Origin of the sequence: Streptomyces sp. NPDC018031, assembly GCF_044327625.1 — a bacterium.
Lineage (GTDB): Bacteria > Actinomycetota > Actinomycetes > Streptomycetales > Streptomycetaceae > Streptomyces.
The window spans coordinates 372,945-393,157 of the sequence record NZ_JBIRFT010000001.1 but is presented as its reverse complement, the minus strand read 5'-3'; the positions used below and the strand labels follow the sequence as shown (position 1 = coordinate 393,157).

Here is a 20,213-nt window from a genome sequence, read left to right as displayed (position 1 = left end):
ACGGCCGGGGACCGGTGTGCACGGCGATATGGTGTGGGGCTGTGATGGCCAGCGAATCCCCTGGGGCAGCCTGTGCGTGAATACCTGCTGACTCTGTGCGTCACGGCTGCGGTCACGTACCTGCTGACCGGGCCGGTGCGGAAGTTCGCCATCGCGGCCGGCGCGATGCCGGAGATCCGGGCCCGTGACGTGCACCGCGAACCGACGCCGCGACTCGGCGGCATCGCGATGTTCGGCGGGCTCTGCGCGGGTCTGCTGGTCGCCTCGCACCTCACCAACCTCAAGGACGTCTTCGAGCTGTCCAACGAGCCGCGGGCGCTGCTCTCCGGTGCGGGCCTGATCTGGCTGCTGGGCGTGCTGGACGACAAGTGGGGCGTGGACGCGCTCATCAAGCTGGGCGGTCAGATGATCGCCGCGGGCGTGATGGTGCTGCAGGGCCTCACCATCCTGTGGATCCCGGTGCCCGGTATCGGCACGGTCTCGCTGACGCCGATGCAGGGCACGCTCCTGACGGTGGCGCTGGTCGTCATCACCATCAACGCGGTCAACTTCGTCGACGGGCTGGACGGTCTGGCCTCCGGCATGGTGTGCATCGCCGCCGCCGCGTTCTTCATGTACGCGTACCGCATCTGGTTCGGCTACGGGCTGGAGGCGGCCGCCCCGGCGACCCTGTTCGCGGCCATCCTGATGGGCATGTGCCTGGGCTTCCTGCCGCACAACATGCACCCGGCGCGGATCTTCATGGGCGACTCCGGCTCGATGCTGATCGGGCTGGTGCTGGCCGCGGGGGCGATCTCCATCACCGGCCAGGTGGACCCGGACGCCCTGAAGCTCGACTTCGGCGGTTCGGAGCGGGAGGCGGTGCACGCCACCGTGCCGGTGTACATCCCGCTGCTGCTGCCGCTGACGGTGATCGCGGTGCCGATCGCCGACCTGATCCTGGCGATCGTGCGGCGCACCTGGCGCGGCCAGTCGCCGTTCGCCGCGGACCGCGGGCATCTGCACCACCGGCTGCTGGAGATCGGCCACTCGCACAGCCGGGCCGTGTGGATCATGTACTTCTGGTCGGCGCTGATCGCCTTCGGCGCGGTGGCCTTCTCGGTGAAGTCGTCCAGCATGTGGATCGTGCTGACCATCGCGGCGCTCAGCGCGGTCGGCCTGGTGCTGCTCCTGCTGCCGCGCTTCACCCCGCGGACGCCGCGCTGGGCGGAGGGCTTCGTCCCGCCGCGGTACCGCCGGGAGCGGCGCCGGGCGGCGGCGGCCGCGGCCGACGTCACTCCCGCCGCGGTCAACGGGGCGGTCGCGACCGCCGGTTCCGGTGATGTTGCCGCCGCCCCGGGCGCGTCGCCGGAGTCCACGGAGCCGGTTCCTGCCGGGATCCACGGGGCCACCGCGATCGGCGACCGGTCCCGGTTCTCCCGCCGGAAGATCGGTGCCTAGCAGAGAACTTGCAGCCCGTCAGCCCAACGTGCGGAAAATAGCTCTCACGTGTGACAGTCGGCACACAAACTAGGTAAAGACCTCATCAAATAGTTTGTGATACCGTTCACTAAACCCGGTGCTAGAGCCGAAGGACCGTAGTGCGACGGACCTTCGCCGCGAGGTTCCACTCACCCCCGGGGATTACGCTCGTCCACGACGAACCGTCTGCTTCCGACTCTCGGCCGGAGATCCCTTCATGCAGTCCAACGACGCCCGAACGCTTCTGCACTGCGCCGTACCGACCGCTGCGGTCGGTGTCGTCGCCGTCGCCGTGAGTTCCGTGCTCGCCGGCGGCAAGGGTGCCCTCGGGGCCGCGTTCGGTGTGATCCTGGTGTCCGCCGTCATGGCGATCGACCTGACCGTGCTGGAGCGCACCGCCAAGAACCACCCCCAGATCTTCCAGATGATGGGGCTGGCCCTCTACATGGTGCAGTTCCTCCTGGTCGCGGTCGTGCTCGCGGTCTTCAAGGACACCACCCTGTTCAACACCAGGGCATTCGCCTTCTCGCTGCTGGCCGGGACCATCGTGTGGGTCGCGGCACAGGTGCGTTCCCACATGAAGGCCAAGATCTTCTACGTGCAGCCGGAAGCCGAGGACGAACGGAAGTCCGAGGGGGCGAAGAGCGCCGCGCCCGCCGGGTCACCGTCGTGATCTGTAGGGCCGGTATAAGGCGCTCAACGCTCACCTGCTATCGTCCGGTGCCATCTGAGGCACAGCGGGCGCAGGCGGCTGAACTCCCGGAACACCCGGGAAGGAATCGGCGGCCCATGCAGCTGCTGCCCGACCAGACCCCCGGCCTCGTGCTGACGAGCCGCACTCACACCCGTAAGACCAGTCCAGTGCCGTTCCGCGGCTGTGCGCCGCGCCGACACAACGAGGTTGCCGTACCCATGCGCCACGCTGAAGGAGCTCGCGGTGAGTTCTGACCAGACGCTCGCCTTCGAGACCGATTGCCACATCTTCGATGGGTGCGGCTTCCCGGCCCCAGGGCTTCACTCGTTCACGTTCGAGCCGATGTTCTCCGTCGGCAGCTTCGACTTCAACAAGCCGATGCTGCTCGCCCTGGTGGGCACCCTCGTCATCGTGGTGTTCTTCTGGATGGCCTTCGGTAAGGCGAAGGTCGTCCCCGGCAAGCTCCAGATGGTGGGCGAGGCCGGCTACGACTTCGTGCGGCGCGGCATCGTCTACGAGACGCTCGGCAAGAAGGAGGGGGAGAAGTACGTCCCCCTCATGGTCTCGCTGTTCTTCTTCGTCTGGATCCTGAACCTCTGGTCGGTCATCCCGGTCGCGCAGTTCCCGGCCACGTCGATCATCGCGTTCCCGGTGGCGCTCGCCGCGATCGTCTACATCCTGTGGCTGAGCCTGACGTTCAAGAAGCACGGCTTCGTCGGCGGACTGAAGAACGTCTCCGGCTACGACAAGTCCCTCGGCTGGGTGCTGCCGCTGGTCATGGTGCTGGAGCTCTTCTCCAACCTGCTGATCCGGCCCTTCACCCACGCGGTCCGGCTCTTCGCGAACATGTTCGCGGGTCACGTGCTGCTGCTGATCTTCACGATCGCCAGCTGGTACCTGCTGAACGGGATCGGCATCGCCTACGCGGGCATCTCGTTCGTGATGGTCATCCTGCTGACCGCCTTCGAGCTCTTCATCCAGGCCCTTCAGGCGTACGTCTTCGTCCTCCTGGCCTGCTCCTACATTCAGGGCGCTCTCGCCGAGCACCACTGAACCTCACGCCACCACAAACCAACAGACGTCCGGTGGCCAACCCCCACCGGTCCGTGAAAGAGAAGGAAGAACGAGCATGTCTGCTGCTCTCCAGACGTCCCTCGCCGCTGTCGAGCTCAAGGGCAACCTCGGCTCGATCGGTTACGGTCTCGCGGCCATCGGCCCGGGTGTCGGCGTCGGCATCATCTTCGGTAACGGCACCCAGGCGCTGGCCCGCCAGCCCGAGGCGGCCGGCCTGATCCGCACCAACCAGATCCTGGGCTTCGTCCTCTGTGAGGCGCTCGCCCTGATCGGTCTGGTCATGCCGTTCGTCTACCCGACCAGCTGATCGCGGCGTTCGACCAGACGTTTTCGACGAAAGGCACTGACGTGATCGACCTGGTACAGCTGGCGTCCGAGGGGGAAGCGGAAAACCCCCTCATCCCGCCGATCCCAGAGCTGGTCATCGGCCTGATCGCCTTCGCCATCGTCTTCTTCTTCCTCAGCAAGAAGCTCCTCCCGAACATCAACAAGGTTCTGGACGAGCGTCGTGCCGCGATCGAAGGCGGGATGGAGAAGGCCGAGGCCGCGCAGGCCGAGGCTCAGCAGGTCCTCGAGGACTACCGCGCACAGCTCGCCGACGCCCGGCACGAGGCCGCGCGCCTGCGTCAGGAGGCGCAGGAGCAGGGCGCCGCGCTGATCGCCGAAATGCGGGCCGAAGGGCAGCGGCAGCGCGAGGAGATCGTCGCCGCCGGTCACGCCCAGATCGAGGCCGACCGCAAGCAGGCCGCGGCCACGCTCCGCCAGGACGTGGGCAAGCTCGCCACCGACCTGGCCGGCAAGCTCGTGGGCGAGTCCCTCCAGGACTCCGACCGGCAGTCGCGGACCATCGACCGCTTCCTCGACGAGCTTGAGGAGAAGGCCGAGGCGGCCCGATGAATGGAGCGAGCCGCGAGGCACTGGCCTCCGCACGCGAGCGTCTCGACGCGCTGACCGACAACACGTCGGTCGACGCGGCGAAGCTCGCCGAGGAGCTGGCCGCCGTCACCGCGCTGCTCGACCGTGAGGTGTCGCTGCGTCGGGTCCTCACCGACCCGGCGCAGCCCGGCGAGGCCAAGGCCGAGCTGGCCGGCCGCCTGCTCGGCAACCAGGTGGGCGGCGAGACCGTCGACCTGGTCTCCGGCATGGTCCGGTCCCGCTGGTCGCGCTCGCGTGACCTGGTCGACGCGATTGAGGAGCTGGCCAGCATCGCCGACCTCGTCGCCGCCGAGCGGGCCGGGGCGCTGGACGACATCGAGGACGAGCTGTTCCGGTTCTCCCGGATCGTCACCTCCTCGCCCGGGCTGCGCGCCGCGCTCACCGACCGGGTCGCCGGCACCTCGGCCAAGGCCGAGCTGCTGCACCGCCTGCTGGGCGGTCGGGCGCACCAGGTGACCGAGCGGCTCGTGGTCCGGCTCGTCGCGCACCCGCGGGGACGTAGCCTGGAATCGGGCCTCACCGCGCTGTCCAAGCTGGCGGCGGAGCGCCGCAACCGGATGGTCGCGGTCGTCACCAGCGCGGTTCCGCTCAGTGACGGGCAGAAGCGGCGCCTGGGTGCCGCGCTGGCCAAGCTGTACGGCCGGCAGGTGCACCTGAACCTCGACGTGGACCCGGCGGTCCTCGGCGGAGTCCTGGTGCGCATCGGCGACGAGGTCATCAACGGCACCATCGCGGACCGCCTCGAAGAGGCGACCCGCCGGATGGCCGGCTGACGCAGCCACCAACTCAACAAGCATGTAAGCGGCCCGAGTTGGGCCGACGCAGTCCTGGGGGCCCGCGGCGAGAACGCCGCGGGAAGCAGTCCCCAGACCCCCAGAAACACTTCGGGCCCAACAAGGAGAGCAGGGAACCCAGATGGCGGAGCTCACGATCCGGCCGGAGGAGATCCGGGACGCGCTGGAGAACTTTGTCCAGTCGTACAAGCCGGACGCGGCCTCGCGCGAGGAGGTCGGTACGGTCAGCGTTGCCGGCGACGGCATCGCGAAGGTCGAGGGTCTTCCCTCGGCCATGGCGAACGAACTGCTGAAGTTCGAGGACGGCACGCTCGGACTCGCCCTCAACCTCGAGGAGCGCGAGATCGGTGCGATCGTCCTCGGTGAGTTCAGCGGCATCGAGGAGGGCCAGTCGGTGCAGCGCACCGGCGAGGTTCTCTCCGTCGCCGTAGGCGAGGGCTACCTGGGTCGCGTCGTCGACCCGCTCGGTAACCCGATCGACGGTCTCGGCGAGATCGCGACCGAGGGCCGCCGCGCCCTTGAGCTGCAGGCCCCGGGCGTCATGGCCCGTAAGTCGGTGCACGAGCCGATGGAGACCGGCCTCAAGGCCGTCGACGCCATGACCCCGATCGGCCGCGGCCAGCGTCAGCTGATCATCGGCGACCGCCAGACCGGCAAGACCGCCCTGGCCGTCGACACGATCATCAACCAGCGCGACAACTGGCGCACCGGCGACCCGGAGAAGCAGGTCCGCTGCATCTACGTCGCCATCGGCCAGAAGGGCTCCACCATCGCGTCCGTGCGCGGCGCGCTGGAGGAGGCCGGCGCCCTGGAGTACACGACGATCGTGGCCGCCCCGGCGTCCGACCCGGCCGGCTTCAAGTACCTCGCCCCGTACACCGGCTCGGCCATCGGCCAGCACTGGATGTACCAGGGCAAGCACGTGCTGATCGTCTTCGACGACCTGTCCAAGCAGGCCGACGCCTACCGTGCCGTCTCCCTGCTGCTGCGCCGTCCGCCGGGCCGTGAGGCCTACCCGGGTGACGTCTTCTACCTGCACTCCCGCCTCCTGGAGCGCTGCGCCAAGCTCTCCGACGAGATGGGCAAGGGCTCGATGACCGGTCTGCCGATCGTCGAGACCAAGGCCAACGACGTCTCGGCGTTCATCCCGACCAACGTCATCTCCATCACCGACGGCCAGTGCTTCCTGGAGTCCGACCTGTTCAACGCGGGCCAGCGGCCGGCGCTGAACGTCGGTATCTCGGTCTCCCGTGTCGGTGGCTCCGCCCAGCACAAGGCGATGCGCCAGGTCTCCGGCCGCCTCCGGGTGGACCTCGCCCAGTACCGCGAGCTGGAGGCGTTCGCCGCCTTCGGTTCCGACCTGGACGCCGCGTCCAAGGCGGCGCTGGAGCGCGGTAAGCGCATGGTCGAGCTGCTCAAGCAGGGCCAGTACGCCCCGTACGCCACCGAGGACCAGGTCGTCTCCATCTGGGCCGGCACCACCGGCAAGATGGACGACGTCCCGGTCGAGGACATCCGCCGCTTCGAGCGTGAGCTCCTGGAGTTCCTGCGCCGCGAGCACAAGGGTCTGATGACGTCGATCCGCGAGGGCGGCAAGATGTCCGACGACACGCTCCAGGCGATCGCCGAGGCCATCGCCGCGTTCAAGCAGCAGTTCGAGACCTCGGACGGCAAGCTGCTGGGTGAGGGCTGAGCATGGGCGCCCAGCTTCGGGTCTACAAGCGCCGCATCAAGTCCGTCACGGCCACCAAGAAGATCACCAAGGCGATGGAGATGATCGCCGCGTCGCGGATCGTCAAGGCGCAGCGCAAGGTCGCCGCCTCGACGCCGTACGCGAGTGAGCTCACCCGCGCGGTGACCGCGGTGGCCACCGGGTCGAACACCAAGCACCCGCTGACCACCGAGGCGGAGCGGGCCACCCGCGCCGCGGTCCTGCTCGTCACGAGCGACCGCGGTCTGGCGGGCGGCTACTCCTCCAACGCCATCAAGGCGGCCGACCGGCTCACCGAGCGGCTGACCGCGGAGGGCAAGGAGGTCGTCACCTACGTCGTCGGCCGCAAGGGTGTGTCGTACTACGGGTTCCGCGACCGCAAGGTCGAGGAGTCGTGGACGGGCTTCACCGACAACCCCTCGTACGCGGACGCCAAGAAGGTCGCGGCCCCGCTGATCGAGGCCGTCACCCAGGAGACGGCGGAGGGTGGCGTCGACGAGCTGCACATCGTCTTCACCGAGTTCGTGTCGATGATGACGCAGACCCCGGTCGACGGCCGGCTGCTGCCGCTCAGCCTCAGCGCTGACGAGCAGCAGGTGGAGAAGAAGGGCGAGATCCTTCCGCTCTTCGAGTTCGAGCCGTCGGCCGAGGACGTCCTCGACGCCCTGCTGCCCCGGTACGTCGAGAGCCGCATCTACAACGCGCTGCTGCAGTCGGCCGCCTCCGAGCACGCCGCCCGCCGCCGCGCGATGAAGTCGGCGACCGACAACGCCGAGGAACTCATCAAGTCGCTCACGCGGCTTGCCAACGCGGCCCGCCAGGCCGACATCACCCAGGAAATCAGCGAGATCGTCGGTGGCGCCAGCGCCCTGGCCGACGCGACCGCGGGGAGTGACTGAGAGCTATGACCACCACTGTTGAGACGGCCGTTGCTACGGGCCGCGTCGCCCGGGTGATCGGCCCGGTCGTCGACGTGGAGTTCCCCGTCGACGCGATGCCGGAGATCTACAACGCCCTGACCGTCGAGGTCATGGACCCCACCGAGGAGGGCAAGACCAAGACCCTCACCCTCGAGGTCGCGCAGCACCTCGGTGAGGGCCTGATCCGCGCCATCTCCATGCAGCCCACCGACGGCCTGGTCCGTCAGGCCGTGGTCACCGACACCGGCGACGGCATCACCGTCCCGGTCGGCGACTTCACCAAGGGCAAGGTGTTCAACACCCTCGGCGAGGTGCTGAACGAGCCGGAGGCCAACGGCCAGGAGTCCGAGCGCTGGGCGATCCACCGCAAGGCCCCGAAGTTCGAGGACCTCGAGTCGAAGACCGAGATGTTCGAGACCGGCCTGAAGGTCGTCGACCTTCTCACCCCGTACGTCAAGGGTGGAAAGATCGGTCTGTTCGGTGGTGCGGGCGTCGGCAAGACGGTCCTCATCCAGGAAATGATCATGCGTGTGGCCAAGCTGCACGAGGGTGTTTCCGTGTTCGCCGGTGTCGGTGAGCGCACCCGTGAGGGCAACGACCTCATCGCGGAGATGGAGGAGTCCGGCGTTCTGGACAAGACCGCGCTGGTCTTCGGCCAGATGGACGAGCCCCCGGGCACCCGTCTGCGCGTCGCCCTGGCCGGTCTGACCATGGCGGAGTACTTCCGCGATGTGCAGAAGCAGGACGTGCTGTTCTTCATCGACAACATCTTCCGCTTCACCCAGGCCGGCTCCGAGGTCTCCACGCTGCTCGGCCGCATGCCGTCCGCGGTGGGTTACCAGCCGAACCTGGCCGACGAGATGGGTCTCCTCCAGGAGCGCATCACCTCGACCCGTGGTCACTCGATCACCTCGATGCAGGCGATCTACGTCCCCGCGGACGACCTGACCGACCCGGCGCCGGCGACCACCTTCGCCCACCTGGACGCGACCACCGTTCTGTCGCGTCCGATCTCGGAGAAGGGCATCTACCCGGCGGTGGACCCGCTGGACTCCACCTCCCGGATCCTGGACCCGCGCTACATCTCCCAGGACCACTACGCGTGTGCCTCGCGCGTCAAGGGGATCCTGCAGAAGTACAAGGACCTCCAGGACATCATCGCCATTCTCGGTATCGACGAGCTCGGCGAAGAGGACAAGCTGGTCGTGCACCGCGCCCGTCGGGTGGAGCGCTTCCTGTCGCAGAACACCCACGCGGCGAAGCAGTTCACCGGTGTCGACGGCTCGGACGTCCCGCTGGACGAGTCCATCGCCGCGTTCAACGCGATCTGCGACGGTGAGTTCGACCACTTCCCCGAGCAGGCGTTCTTCATGTGCGGTGGCCTTGAGGACCTCAAGGGCAACGCCAAGGAGCTGGGCGTCTCCTGAGCCCCGTGCTCACCGGAGAGGGGTGGGTCATGCCCGCCCCTCTCCGAACGCCCGTTATTCTTTGACACAACACCCGCCGAGCCCGGCGGGTGTCAGACCCGAGGAGCCACGTTGGCTGCTGAGCTGCACGTCGAGCTGGTCGCGGCGGACCGAAGTGTCTGGTCCGGCGAGGCCACCTTGGTCATCGCGCGCACCACATCGGGTGACATCGGCGTCATGCCCGGCCACCAGCCGCTGCTCGGTGTGCTGGAGTCGGGCCCGGTGACCATCCGTACCGGCGACGGCGGGACGGTCGTCGCCGCGGTGCACGGTGGATTCATCTCGTTCGCGGACGACAAGCTCTCGCTGCTCGCGGAGATCGCCGAGCTGTCGGACGAGATCGATGTCGAGCGTGCGGAGCGGGCGCTGGAGCGTGCCAAGTCGGAGGCGGACGCCGCCGCCGAGCGGCGCGCCGACGTCCGCCTGCGGGCGGTGACGGGCGCGCACTGAGCCCGTCACGGACAGTACAGATCCTCAGCCGCGGACCGCGCTGGAATTCTCCAGGGCGGTCCGCGGCTGAGGCGATGCAGGTGCGGTTTTTCCGGATGACGCGAGGAGGTCGGTGAAGATGGTCCTCGCTCTGCTCGTGAGCGGCGTGGTCGTCGCGCTGGTTCTGGTGGGACTCTTCGTCTTCGGTCTGCGGCGGCGGCTGATCCAGCGATCCGGCGGGACCTTCGACTGCAGTCTGCGCTGGAACGCCCCGGAGCCCGGGGCCGAGCCCAGCGGCAAGGGCTGGGTGTACGGCGTGGCGCGGTACAGCGGCGACCGTGTCGAGTGGTTCCGGGTCTTCAGCTACGCGCCCCGGCCGCGCCGGGCCCTGGAGCGTGCCTCCATCGAGGTGCTGGAGCGCCGCACCCCGAAGGGCGAGGAGGAACTCGCCCTGCTGTCGGACGCGGTGGTGCTCGCCTGTCTGCACGGCGGCACCCGCCTGGAGCTCGCGATGAGCGAGGACGCGCTGACCGGTTTCCTCGCCTGGCTGGAAGCGGCCCCGCCCGGCCAACGGGTCAATGTTGCTTGATTGACTTGATTGAGGGTCCCGTTGGTTGGGGGTGCCCCCGGACGGAGTCTGGGGGAGGGTCAACGTCGCCTGGCCGAGCGGTCCGGGTGCACGGTGGCCCCGGGCGGGTTCGGCGCCGCCTGATGTGGCAGCCCCGCGGCCTGGGTGCGTGCGGCGCGCGTCCCGGGCCGGCCCGGAGGCGTTCGCCCGTGGGGCCGGCGCCGGGGGATGGCCGCGGACCGGTACCAGGAGCCGGCGGCCGGGTCCCGCGGCCTGACCGTGTGTGAGAGGGGTAAGCCCTCCCCGGACACAGTCCGGTGGAGGGCTTCTGCGTGTCCGGCGCCGGGTGGGAACGGGATCCCCGGGGCGGCTGAAAGGCCGGGGAGGCGGGGGCGACACCGCCTCCCCGGCCGGTCATGGGCCGGGCCGTCCGGGGGTTACCTCAGCCCGCTGTCGATCGCGGTCGCCAGCTCACCGTTGGTGGTGTCGCCGCTGAACTCCCAGAAGAAGGCGCCACCGAGGCCCTGCTTCTTCACGTAGTCCATCTTCCCGGCGATGGTGGCCGGGGTGTCGTAGCTCCACCACTGGTTGCCGCAGTGCGCGTACGCGGTGCCGGCGACGGTGCCGTTGGCCGGGCAGCTGGTCTTGAGGATCTTGTAGTCCTCGATGCCCTGCTCGTACTTTCCGGCGGCCGGGCCGGTCGCGGTGCCGCCGGGCTCCTTCTGGGTGACGCCGGTCCAGCCGCGGCCGTAGAAGCCGATGCCCAGGTTGAGCTTGGTGGCCGGGACGCCCTTGGCCTTGAGCTTGGCGATGGCGGCGTCGGAGTTGAAGCCCTCCTGCGGGATGCCGCTGTAGGAGGTGAGCGGGGAGTGCGGCGCGGTCGGGCCGTTCTTGGCCCAGGCGCCGAAGAAGTCGTACGTCATCACGTTGTAGAAGTCGACGTACTGCGCGGCTCCGGCGTAGTCGGCCGCGTCGATCTTGCCGCCGTTGGAGGCGTCGGCGGTGATCGCGGCGGTGACGAGCTTGTTGCCGAACTTGGCGCGCATCGCCTGCATCATGTTCCTGACCGAGGCGGCGCCGCTGGTGTCGCAGGTGAGACCGCAGGCGTTGGGGTACTCCCAGTCCAGGTCGATGCCGTCGAAGAGGCCGGCCCAGCGGGAGTCGTTGACCAGGTCGTAGCAGGACTGCGCGAAGGCCGTCGGGTTCTTCACGGCGTCACCGAAGCCGCCGGACCAGGTCCAGCCGCCGAACGACCACAGGATCTTGATGTGCGGGTACTTCGCCTTGAGCTTCTTCAGCTGGTTGAAGTTGCCCCGCAGCGGCTGGTCCCAGGTGTCGGCCTTGCCGTCGACGCTCTGGTCCGCGGTGTACGCCTTGTCGTACGCCGCGTAGGAGTCGCCGATGGTGCACTTGCCGCCCTGCACGTTGCCGAACGAGTAGTTGATGTGCGTGATCTTCTCGGCGGTGCCGGACGTGACCAGGTTCTTGACGTGGTAGTTCCGGTCGTAGACGCCCCACTCGGTGAAGTAGCCGAGCTTGACCTTGGCGCCCGGGTTCGGGCCGGGGCCGGAGTCACCGGTGGTGCGGACGGCACGGGCCGCACTCGCCGGACCGGTCTGGTCGGCGGTGTCCCGGGCCTGCACGGTGTAGGAGTAGTCGGTGCCCGCGGTGAGGCCGCTGTCGCCGTACGAGGTGCCGGTCACGGTGGCGACCTTGACGCCGTCGCGCAGCACGTCGTAGTTCTTGACGCCCTTGTCGTCGGTGGCCGCGGTCCAGGACAGTTTCACCGAGGTGTCGGTGATGTCCGAGGCGGTGGGGGTGCCGGGCGCGGAGGGCGGGTTGTCGCCCGGGTTGGTGCTGCCGTCGCACGGGGCGCCGTTGAGCTTGCAGCCGCTCGGGGCGCCGGTGCCGGTGCCGTTGAAGCCGAAGGTGACGCTCGCGCCCGGGGCGAGGGTGCCGTTCCAGCCCTTGTCCTTGGCGGTCCAGTGGGTGCCGCTGCTGGTGACGTTGGCGTCCCAGGCGGAGGTGACGGACGTCCCGGAGGGGAAGTCCCACTCCACGGTCCAGCTGTTGATGGTGGTGGTGCCGGTGTTCTTCACCGTCCACCGGCCTTCGAAGCCGCTGCCCCAGTCCGATGCCTTGGCGTAGGTGGCGGTCGCCGACTCGGCGGCGTGGGCGGTGTTCGCCGATGCCAGGCCGACGAGTGCGGTGACGGGGAGCGCCAGCGCGGCGAGGGCCGCGGTGGCCCTGCGCCGTACCGGCCTGGTACGTATGGCGGTTCCTGATCTCACGGGTGCTCCTCGAGCGGGGTCGGGAAGTGCGGGGGGAGTACGGGGGAACCTGCGCCGCCCGGTGAGCGTGCGTGGGGACGCCCACCGCAGTGATTGGGGAGCGTAGAAAGGTCTGGACCATCGGTCAAGAGGTCTGGACCACTTGACATTGACGCGCGGTCAGACGCCCAACTCCTGCGCCAGCACCGCCGCCTGCACCCGGCTGCGCAGTTCGAGCTTCCCCAGCAGCCTGCTGACATGCGTCTTCACCGTGGCCTCGGCCATCGACAGCCGCTCGCCGATCTCCGCGTTGGAGAGCCCCTGACCCAGGCAGCCGAGCACCTCCCGCTCCCGCCGGGTGAGGCTTTCCAGCGCCGCCGGACCGGGACCGAGGGAGCGCACCGGCCGCGGGCGGGCGAACTCGGCGATCAGACGCCGGGTCACCGACGGGGCGATCAGCCCCTCGCCGCGCGCCACCGTCCGCACCGCGTCCACCAGCGCGGCCGCGTCGCTGTCCTTCAGCAGGAAGCCCGCGGCCCCGGCGCGCAGCGCGCCGAAGACGTACTCGTCCAGGTCGAAGGTGGTGAGCACCAGCACGTCGGCGAGCCCCTCCGCGACCACTTCTCGGGTGGCGCTCACCCCGTCCAGCCGGGGCATCTGCACATCCATCAGCACCACGTCCGGCCGCAGGTCACGGGCCATCCGGACCGCCTCCTCGCCGTCCGCGGCCTCACCCACGACCTCGATGTCCGCCGCCGACCGCAGGATCAGCACCAGACCGGTGCGCACCGCCAGCTGGTCCTCGGCGACGAGTACCCGGATCGTCAACTCTCTTCTCCCTCCTTCACGGGGAGTACGGCTCGTACCCGCCACGCCTTCACCTCGGCCCCGGCCGGGCCGTCCACCGTCACCGGGCCCGCCTCGAACTCGCCGCCCAGCAGCGCCACCCGTTCGCGCATGCCGACCAGGCCCGCGCCGGACCCCGGGGCGCGCGGACCGGGCCGGTCGCCCAGCGGGCTGACCACCCGCACCCGCAGCGCCCCGTCGTCCTCGCCGGGCGCCCGGCGCACCAGTTCCACCAGGACCTCGCCGGGCGCCGCGTGCTTGAGGGCGTTGGTCACGGCCTCCTGCACGATGCGGTAGGCGGCCAGTTCCACCGGCGCGGGCAGCGGCCAGGCCTGGGCGGAGCGGTCGTCGCGCAGCCGGAACTCCAGGCGCCGGCCCCCCTCGCCGTCCTCCGGCCCGGTGCCCCCGGCCGCCGCGGCCGCGGTGCGGGCCTGCCGGAGCAGCGAGTCCAGGGCCGCCAGGGTGGGCGCGGCGGCCGGTTCGCCGGTGCCGCCGGCATCCCTGAGCAGCCCGATCAGCCGCCGCATCTCGGCCAGGCCCTGCACGCTGTTCTCGCGGATCACCGACAGCGCCTCCCGGCCGGCGGCCGGCTCGTCTATGGAGAGCGCGGCGGTGGAGTGGATGGCGATCGCGGACAGGTGGTTGGCCACCATGTCGTGCAGTTCCCGCGCCATCCGGGCGCGCTCGGCGGTCACCGCCTCCCGGCGGTCCATCTCGGCGAGCAGCGCGGTCTGCTCGGCGCGCAGCTTCGCCGCCTCGGCGGCCTCCCGGTGATTGCGGATCAGAACCGCGGTCCAGGCCGGTCCCGCGGTGATGATGCCGGTGGCGATGCCGATCAGCAGCGCCTCCGGCCGCTGGATGACGGCGAGCGGCACGACGGTGGCCAGCACGGTGATCAGTTCCGTGGTGCGCGGGATCCGGCGGGCGGCGGCCGGGGTGCCGTAGAGCACGGCCGCGTACATCAGGTCGGTGAACATCACGATGCTCGCGATGAGACCGCCGGTGAGGGTGTCCAGGGCCAGCGCGAGCGTGCCGATGGCCAGCCCGGCCTGGGGGGCGGTACGGCGCAGCAGCTCGGCGCCGGAGAGCGCGACCAGCGCCACGACCGCGAGCCACCGGGGCAGCCCGAGCAGCGGCTCCCCGTTGGTCAGCCCGAGGGCCAGCAGCAGCAGCCCGCCGAGCAGCCCGGCCAGGGCGATCAGATAGTCGTCGCGGTGCCGGGTGTGCACGGGGCGGGTGGCGGGCGAGCTGGACGGCATGGGTCCATCACAGCACGGCGGAGGGGTGCGGACGTCGCCGTACGGTCGGGCACCACGCCGGGTGCCCTACATCGAAGGATGCAGTCCGGGTTCGTCAGCCGCGACGACGAAACGCGCCGCGCGGTGCGGGACGGTGGAAACGGCCGCGAGAAGAGCGAGGAAGGGGAGAGCCGTGATCGTCGGGCTGATCATCGCCTGTGAGGTGGGCTTCTGGGTGCTGCTGGCCGCCGGACTGGCCCTGCGCTACCTGGCGAAGATGCGCAAGACCAGCGTCGCGGTCCTGCTCTGCGAGCCGGTGCTGGAGCTGGTGCTGCTGGTGGTGACCGCGGTGGATCTGAAGAACGGGGCGGTACCGGACTGGAAGCACGGTCTGGCGGCGGTCTACATCGGCTTCTCGGTGACCATGGGCCACCGGGTGATCACCTGGGTGGACGTCCGGGTGGCCCACCGCTTCGCCGGCGGCCCGCCGCCGGTGCCGAAGCCGAAGTACGGCCTGGCGCGCACCGTCCACGAGTGGAAGGAGGCGGGGCGCTGGATCCTGGCCGCGGGCATCGCCATGGCCCTGCTGCAGGGCGCGGTCTGGTACGTCGGGGACGACGGCGACATCGGTTCGCTGCGTGACTGGCAGCTGAAGATGCTCTTCGTCGTCGGCATCAACGTGGTCATCGCGGGCAGCTACACGCTGTGGCCGAAGCGGGACCCGCGGGCCGGGGCCCCCGCCGGGGACGGCGAGCGGACCGAGGCCCTGAGCAAGCACTGATCGACGGCGGTGGTCCGGGGTGCCGTGCGGCGCCCCGGACCACCGCCGTCCGCGGTTCGGTGGTTCCGGCCCGGCTCCCGGGACCGCCTCAGCGGTTCTCGCCCGGCACCCAGAGCACGTCACCGAGCTCCTTGTTCGCCGTGCGGGCCAGGATGAACAGCAGGTCGGACAGGCGGTTGAGGTAGGTCGCGGTGAGCGGGTTCATGCTGTCCGCGTGCCGCTCCATCGCGGCCCAGGTGGAGCGCTCGGCCCGGCGCACCACGGTGCACGCCTGGTGCAGCAGCGCCGCCCCGGGCGTGCCGCCCGGGAGGATGAAGCTGCGCAGCTTCTCCAGGTCCTCCAGGAAGCGGTCGCAGTCCGCCTCCAGCTTGTCGATGTAGCTCTGCTCGACGCGCAGCGGCGGGTACTGGGGGTTCTCCACCACCGGGGTGGACAGGTCCGCGCCCACGTCGAACAGGTCGTTCTGGACCCGGACGAGGACCTTGACGACCTCGGCGGGCAGCGAGCCCAGGGAGATGGCCACGCCGATCGCGGCGTTGGCCTCGTTGGCGTCGGCGTACGCCGCGATCCGCAGGTCGGTCTTGGCGGTGCGGCTCATGTCGCCGAGGGCGGTGGTGCCCTGGTCCCCGGTACGCGTATAGATGCGGGTGAGATTGACCATGAGCCGAGACTACTGCGCCGCCCGGTGCCTCACGCCTTCCGGAACACCCGGGAGCCGACGGCCACCGAGACCGCGGCGAGCCCGGCGGCGCAGACCGCGCCCAGCGCGACGTCGCCGTCCGTGTAGTCGCCGACGTACGCGGCCCGGACCCCTTCGACCAGGTAGCGGAACGGCACCAGGTGGGAGACGGTGTCCAGCCACCGGGGGGCCAGCGCCATCGGCAGCAGGATCCCGGAGAGCAGCATCGCGGGCAGGTTGACCGCGTTGACCACCGGTGCGAAGCCCTGCGGGGAGTCGATCCGCAGGGCCAGTGCGTACGACAGGGACGCCAGCGCGAGGGTGAGCGCGCCGACGAACAGGAACCCCACCAGTACGCCCGCCACCGGGGCGCGCAGCCCCATCGCCACCGCGACCACCACCAGCAGCAGGGACTGGGCGGAGAGCGCGACGACGTCCTTGAGCACCCGGCCCAGCAGCAGGGCCGGCCGGCTGACCGGGGTCACCCGCATCCGCTCGATGATCCCGTGCTGCTTGTCGATCAGGATGCCGAACCCGGCGAACGCGGCGCTGAACAGGCCGAGCTGGACCAGCAGGCCGGGTACCAGGGTCTGCCAGGAGTCCCCGGGCCCGCCGAGCGGCACCCGCTCCAGCAGCGGGCCGAACAGCACCAGGAAGAGCAGGGGTTGCAGCAGCCCGAAGACCAGGCCGAGCTTCGACCGGAGCAGCTGGCGGAGGTGGCGGCCGAGGATCAGACCGGTGTCGGAGACGACATGGGACATGGTCGGGTTCTTCTTCCGTTCGGTGAGGTGGGGAGCGCGGCGGGGCCTCGCGGGGGCGCGGTCCGCGGGCTTCGTCCGCGGGCTTCAGACGGCGACCGGGGTGGCGTCCCGTGCGTCCGCGCCGCGCCCGGTGACGGCGATGAAGGCGTCCTGCAGGGAGGCGTCGGGCGAGCCGGCGTAGCGGGTCTTCAGCTCCCGGGCGGTGCCTTCGGCGGCGATCCGCCCGCCGTCGACGATCACCAGCCGGTCGGCGAGCGCGTCGGCCTCGTCGAGGTAGTGGGTGGTCAGGAACACCGTCATGCCGGACTCCGCGCGCAGCCGGCGGATCAGTTCCCACAGGTCGGCGCGGCTTCCGGGGTCCAGACCGGTGGTCGGTTCGTCGAGGAAGAGGATCTCGGGCCGGTGGACGAGTCCCATGGCGATGTCCAGCCGGCGGCGCTGGCCGCCGGAGAGGGCCGCGCAGGGGCGGTCCAGCAGGCCGGTGAGGCCGAGGTCGGCGGCGAGCCGGTCGGTGCGGTCGGCGGCCTCGGCGCGGGTGAGCCGGTACAGGCGCGCCTGGGTGACCAGTTCCTCCCGTACCGGCACCGCCGGGTCGACGCCGCCGGACTGGGCGACGTACCCGATCCGCATGCGGACCCCGGAGGGGTCGCGGACCAGGTCGTGCCCGGCGACGGTGGCGCTGCCCCCGGTGGGCGGCAGCAGCGTGGTGAGCATGCGCAGGGTGGTGGTCTTGCCGGCGCCGTTGGGGCCGAGGAAGCCGAGGATCTCACCGCGCGCGACGGTGAGGTCGATTCCCCGGACCGCTTCGACCGGGCCGCGCCTGGTCTGGAAGGTGTGGGCGAGTCCGGTGGTGGTGAGGCAGGGCTGGTTCGGCATGCGGCCCAGGAAAACACAATGACTTAAAGTTTGCAATGACTCCAAAATTCAACCGAGGCCAGCGAAGTTAGCATGGGGGGCATGGACGGCACGGCACGGCCCGAGGGCTTGCGGGAGCGGAAGAAGCGCCAGACCAGGCAGCACATCTCGGACGTGGCGACCGGGCTGTTCCTGGAGCGCGGGTTCGAGGCGGTCACCATCGCCGAGATCGCCGAGGCCGCCCAGGTGTCCGTCAACACCGTCTACAACTACTTCCCGGCGAAGGAGGACCTGTTCTTCGACCGCCAGGCGGAGATGGTGACGCGCCTGTCCCGGGCCATCGAAGGGCGCGCGGTGGGGGAGTCCGCGGCCCGCGCCGTGCTGCGTGCCCTCCGGGCCAGCCTCACCGAGCGGTCCGCCGAAGCGCTCGACCCCGCCTTCCACCGCTTCGTGGCGGTCATCAACTCCTCGCCGGCCCTGATGGCCCGGCTCATGGTCATGCACGAGGAGATCTGCCGCTCGACGCAGGCCACGCTGGCCCACGAGACCGGTGACGACCCCGCCGACCCGCTCCTCGGGCTGATCGCCAGTCAGCTGGCCTGGGCCGCCAGCGCGGTGCAGAACAGCGTGCTCCGCCTGATGGCCGAGGGGCGGGACCCCGACGAGGTGGCGCGCGACGTGCTGGCCAGGCTGGACATCATCGAGACCCTGCTCGGCGAGCGCACCCTGGGCTACGCGGTGAAGGCCGCCGGATGAGGCCGTCCGCGCGCCCCGGGACGGCGGGACGCCGCGGACCGGCCGGGGCGTGCCGCGCGGACCGGCCGGCCGGCCGCCGTGCGGCGGCGGGGTGACGGTGGCCGGGGCGGCGCGCCGGGTGGAACGCGTGCTGCCGGGCCGCGCGCCCCGGCAGCGCGTCTGGTACGCCTCCTACGGGTCCAACATGCACCTGGAGCGCCTGCGCTGCTACCTCTCCGGCGGGCGCCCGCCGGGGGCCACCCGCGACTACCCCGGGTGCCGCGACGGGCGGCCCCCGGCCGGGTCGGTCCCGCTGGTGCTGCCGGGACGGCTGTACTTCGCCACCGAGTCCCCGGTGTGGACCGGCGGCCGGGCCTTCTACGACCCGGCCGCCCGGGGCGAGCTGTGGGCGCGGGCCCACCTGGTGACCACCGGTCAGTTCTCCGACATCGCGGCCCAGGAGATGTACCGGGAGCCGGGCGACGACCTCGACCTGCGGGAGGTCCTCACGCACGGCCGGGCGGCACTCGGTCCGGGCCGCTACGAGACGCTCGTCTGCCCGGGGCTCCTGGACGGGACGCCGGTACTCACCTTCACCGCGCCGTGGCGGCTGACCGAGGCCGCGCTCAACCCGCCGTCGGCCGCCTACCTCCAGCACCTGGGCGCCGGTCTCGGCGAGGCCGGGGCGTGGCGGCCGCCGGCCATCGCCGCCTACCTCGCCCGGTCCCCGGGGGCGGCGGACCACTGGACCGAGGCGGGCGTCACCGCTCTCGTCGACCCCGGCCGGGCACCGGGGCGGCCCGGGCGCCGGAGCCGCCCCGGACACCGGGCCGGGCCGCCGGCGGGGGCCGGGTGACTGCGGTGAAGAACACACCGTGACGCGCCTTACTTACTGCTGCGGCCGGGGGTGAACGGACGTTAAGGTCCGGCCAGTAGCGTCGAAGAGAGGTGTGTGTCGTGGCGAAGAAGCTCGCCGTCATCGGGGCCGGACTCATGGGGTCCGGTATCGCGCAGGTCTCGGCCCAGGCCGGGTACGAGGTGGTGCTGCGCGACGTCACGGACGAGGCACTCGCCCGCGGGAGGAACGGGATCCAGGCGTCGTACGAGAAGTTCGTCGCCAAGGGCAAGCTGGCGGCGGAGGACGCCGAGCAGGCGCTGGCCCGGATCACCACCACCACCGACCTGGACGCCGTCGCCGACGCGGACATCGTGGTCGAGGCGGTCTTCGAGAAGATCGAGGTCAAGCAGGAGATCTTCCGGACCCTGGACGGTCTGGTGAAGGACGACACCATCCTGGCGTCCAACACCTCCGCCATCCCGATCACCAAGATCGCCGCGGTCACCGGCCGCCCGGAGCGGGTCGTCGGCACCCACTTCTTCTCGCCGGTGCCGATGATGCAGCTGTGCGAGCTGGTCCGCGGTTACAAGACCAGCGACGAGACCCTCGCGGCGGCCCGTACCTTCGCCGAGGAGGTGGGCAAGACCTGCATCGTCGTCAACCGCGACGTCGCCGGCTTCGTCACCACCCGGCTCATCTCCGCCCTGGTGGTCGAGGCGGCCAAGCTGTACGAGTCCGGGGTGGCCTCCGCCGAGGACATCGACGTCGCCTGCAAGCTGGGCTTCGGCCACGCGATGGGCCCCCTCGCCACCACCGACCTGACCGGCGTGGACATCCTGCTGCACGCCACCGGCAACATCTACACCGAGACCCAGGACGAGAAGTTCGCGCCGCCGGAGATCATGCGCCGCATGGTCGACGCCGGTGACATCGGCCGCAAGAGCGGACAGGGTTTCTACCAGTACTGACGGGTTTATGCCGTTATTCGCGAGGGTAGGGGCGCCGCGTGGTCCCGGACCTGAGGCAGCGTCAGGTCCGGGCACTCACCCTCGCGAGTGATTTGGGTATCGGTTCGCTTACAGGCGGCAACTTCGCTGTGTGAGAGGCAGTCAGTTCTGTAGACATAGGCGCACCACGACAGCGTCGCAGCACAACAC

The 20,213-nt window shown here is 70.4% G+C and carries 21 protein-coding genes; 15 read left to right on the top strand and 6 right to left on the bottom strand.

The window, feature by feature from the left end; translation table 11 throughout:
- Positions 1-60: 60 nt before the first annotated feature.
- The 11 genes from ACH4B3_RS01615 (at position 61) to ACH4B3_RS01565 (ending at position 10,074) form a co-directional block, all read left to right on the top strand.
- The gene (locus ACH4B3_RS01615; protein ID WP_398461547.1) at positions 61-1,440 is read left to right on the top strand and encodes an MraY family glycosyltransferase; all 1,380 of its coding nucleotides are present in this window, start codon (positions 61-63) and stop codon (positions 1,438-1,440) included.
- Positions 1,441-1,678: 238 nt separating this feature from the next.
- Positions 1,679-2,134 (top strand): hypothetical protein, encoded by a 456-nt coding sequence (locus ACH4B3_RS01610; RefSeq protein WP_398460697.1) that lies wholly within the window; start codon positions 1,679-1,681, stop codon positions 2,132-2,134.
- A gap of 264 nt (positions 2,135-2,398) precedes the next feature.
- Positions 2,399-3,208, top strand: coding sequence for a F0F1 ATP synthase subunit A (atpB, locus tag ACH4B3_RS01605; protein ID WP_398460696.1), 810 nt, complete (start codon positions 2,399-2,401; stop codon positions 3,206-3,208).
- Positions 3,209-3,284: 76 nt separating this feature from the next.
- Positions 3,285-3,536, top strand: coding sequence for an ATP synthase F0 subunit C (gene atpE / locus ACH4B3_RS01600; RefSeq protein WP_398460695.1), 252 nt, complete (start codon positions 3,285-3,287; stop codon positions 3,534-3,536).
- Positions 3,537-3,577: 41 nt separating this feature from the next.
- Complete coding sequence (locus ACH4B3_RS01595) at positions 3,578-4,126, top strand: F0F1 ATP synthase subunit B (RefSeq protein WP_398460694.1); 549 nt, start codon at positions 3,578-3,580, stop codon at positions 4,124-4,126.
- Positions 4,123-4,938 carry a F0F1 ATP synthase subunit delta gene (locus ACH4B3_RS01590; RefSeq protein WP_398460693.1) on the top strand — a complete coding sequence of 272 codons (816 nt, stop codon included), beginning with the start codon at positions 4,123-4,125 and terminating at the stop codon, positions 4,936-4,938. The genes ACH4B3_RS01595 and ACH4B3_RS01590 overlap by 4 nt, the downstream gene beginning before the upstream one ends.
- A 142-nt stretch (positions 4,939-5,080) precedes the next feature.
- Positions 5,081-6,652: a F0F1 ATP synthase subunit alpha gene (atpA, locus tag ACH4B3_RS01585; protein WP_398460692.1), complete on the top strand. Its 1,572-nt coding sequence runs from the start codon at positions 5,081-5,083 to the stop codon at positions 6,650-6,652.
- Positions 6,653-6,654: 2 nt separating this feature from the next.
- Positions 6,655-7,569 carry a F0F1 ATP synthase subunit gamma gene (locus ACH4B3_RS01580; RefSeq protein WP_398460691.1) on the top strand — a complete coding sequence of 305 codons (915 nt, stop codon included), beginning with the start codon at positions 6,655-6,657 and terminating at the stop codon, positions 7,567-7,569.
- A 5-nt stretch (positions 7,570-7,574) separates the two neighbouring features.
- A complete protein-coding gene (atpD, locus tag ACH4B3_RS01575; protein WP_398460690.1) occupies positions 7,575-9,017 on the top strand; it encodes a F0F1 ATP synthase subunit beta in 1,443 nt (480 codons plus the stop codon).
- Between the two features lie 111 nt (positions 9,018-9,128).
- Entirely contained in the window at positions 9,129-9,506 is a 378-nt protein-coding gene (locus tag ACH4B3_RS01570; RefSeq protein ID WP_398460689.1) for a F0F1 ATP synthase subunit epsilon, read from the top strand.
- A gap of 118 nt (positions 9,507-9,624) precedes the next feature.
- Positions 9,625-10,074: a DUF2550 domain-containing protein gene (locus tag ACH4B3_RS01565; protein ID WP_398460688.1), complete on the top strand. Its 450-nt coding sequence runs from the start codon at positions 9,625-9,627 to the stop codon at positions 10,072-10,074.
- Between the two features lie 416 nt (positions 10,075-10,490).
- Here the strand turns inward: ACH4B3_RS01565 and ACH4B3_RS01560 are convergent, their stop codons facing one another.
- The 3 genes from ACH4B3_RS01560 to ACH4B3_RS01550 form a co-directional block, all read right to left on the bottom strand.
- Positions 10,491-12,344 carry a glycosyl hydrolase family 18 protein gene (locus tag ACH4B3_RS01560; RefSeq protein WP_398460687.1) on the bottom strand — a complete coding sequence of 618 codons (1,854 nt, stop codon included), beginning with the start codon at positions 12,342-12,344 and terminating at the stop codon, positions 10,491-10,493.
- A 159-nt stretch (positions 12,345-12,503) separates the two neighbouring features.
- Positions 12,504-13,151: a response regulator gene (locus tag ACH4B3_RS01555; RefSeq protein ID WP_398460686.1), complete on the bottom strand. Its 648-nt coding sequence runs from the start codon at positions 13,149-13,151 to the stop codon at positions 12,504-12,506.
- Entirely contained in the window at positions 13,148-14,428 is a 1,281-nt protein-coding gene (locus tag ACH4B3_RS01550) for a sensor histidine kinase (RefSeq protein WP_398460685.1), read from the bottom strand. The genes ACH4B3_RS01555 and ACH4B3_RS01550 overlap by 4 nt, the downstream gene beginning before the upstream one ends.
- A gap of 172 nt (positions 14,429-14,600) precedes the next feature.
- Here ACH4B3_RS01550 and ACH4B3_RS01545 point away from each other — a divergent pair, with 172 nt between their 5' ends.
- The gene (locus ACH4B3_RS01545) at positions 14,601-15,188 is read left to right on the top strand and encodes a hypothetical protein (RefSeq protein ID WP_398460684.1); all 588 of its coding nucleotides are present in this window, start codon (positions 14,601-14,603) and stop codon (positions 15,186-15,188) included.
- An 88-nt stretch (positions 15,189-15,276) separates the two neighbouring features.
- On the opposite strand, the gene ACH4B3_RS01540 is transcribed toward ACH4B3_RS01545, so the two are convergent.
- From ACH4B3_RS01540 to ACH4B3_RS01530, 3 genes are all read right to left on the bottom strand, one after another.
- Positions 15,277-15,849, bottom strand: a complete 573-nt coding sequence (locus tag ACH4B3_RS01540; RefSeq protein ID WP_398460683.1) for a cob(I)yrinic acid a,c-diamide adenosyltransferase — start codon at positions 15,847-15,849, stop codon at positions 15,277-15,279.
- Between the two features lie 29 nt (positions 15,850-15,878).
- On the bottom strand, positions 15,879-16,628 hold the full coding sequence (locus ACH4B3_RS01535) for an ABC transporter permease (RefSeq protein WP_398460682.1): 750 nt from the start codon (positions 16,626-16,628) through the stop codon (positions 15,879-15,881).
- An 84-nt stretch (positions 16,629-16,712) separates the two neighbouring features.
- Positions 16,713-17,504 carry an ABC transporter ATP-binding protein gene (locus tag ACH4B3_RS01530; protein WP_398460681.1) on the bottom strand — a complete coding sequence of 264 codons (792 nt, stop codon included), beginning with the start codon at positions 17,502-17,504 and terminating at the stop codon, positions 16,713-16,715.
- An 81-nt stretch (positions 17,505-17,585) separates the two neighbouring features.
- Between ACH4B3_RS01530 and ACH4B3_RS01525 the strand changes: the two genes are divergently transcribed.
- From ACH4B3_RS01525 to ACH4B3_RS01515, 3 genes are all read left to right on the top strand, one after another.
- Positions 17,586-18,239 carry a TetR/AcrR family transcriptional regulator gene (locus ACH4B3_RS01525; protein WP_398460680.1) on the top strand — a complete coding sequence of 218 codons (654 nt, stop codon included), beginning with the start codon at positions 17,586-17,588 and terminating at the stop codon, positions 18,237-18,239.
- A 184-nt stretch (positions 18,240-18,423) separates the two neighbouring features.
- Positions 18,424-19,074: a histone deacetylase gene (locus tag ACH4B3_RS01520; protein ID WP_398461546.1), complete on the top strand. Its 651-nt coding sequence runs from the start codon at positions 18,424-18,426 to the stop codon at positions 19,072-19,074.
- Between the two features lie 101 nt (positions 19,075-19,175).
- Positions 19,176-20,024: a 3-hydroxyacyl-CoA dehydrogenase family protein gene (locus ACH4B3_RS01515; RefSeq protein WP_398460679.1), complete on the top strand. Its 849-nt coding sequence runs from the start codon at positions 19,176-19,178 to the stop codon at positions 20,022-20,024.
- The last annotated feature ends 189 nt before the right edge of the window (positions 20,025-20,213 follow it).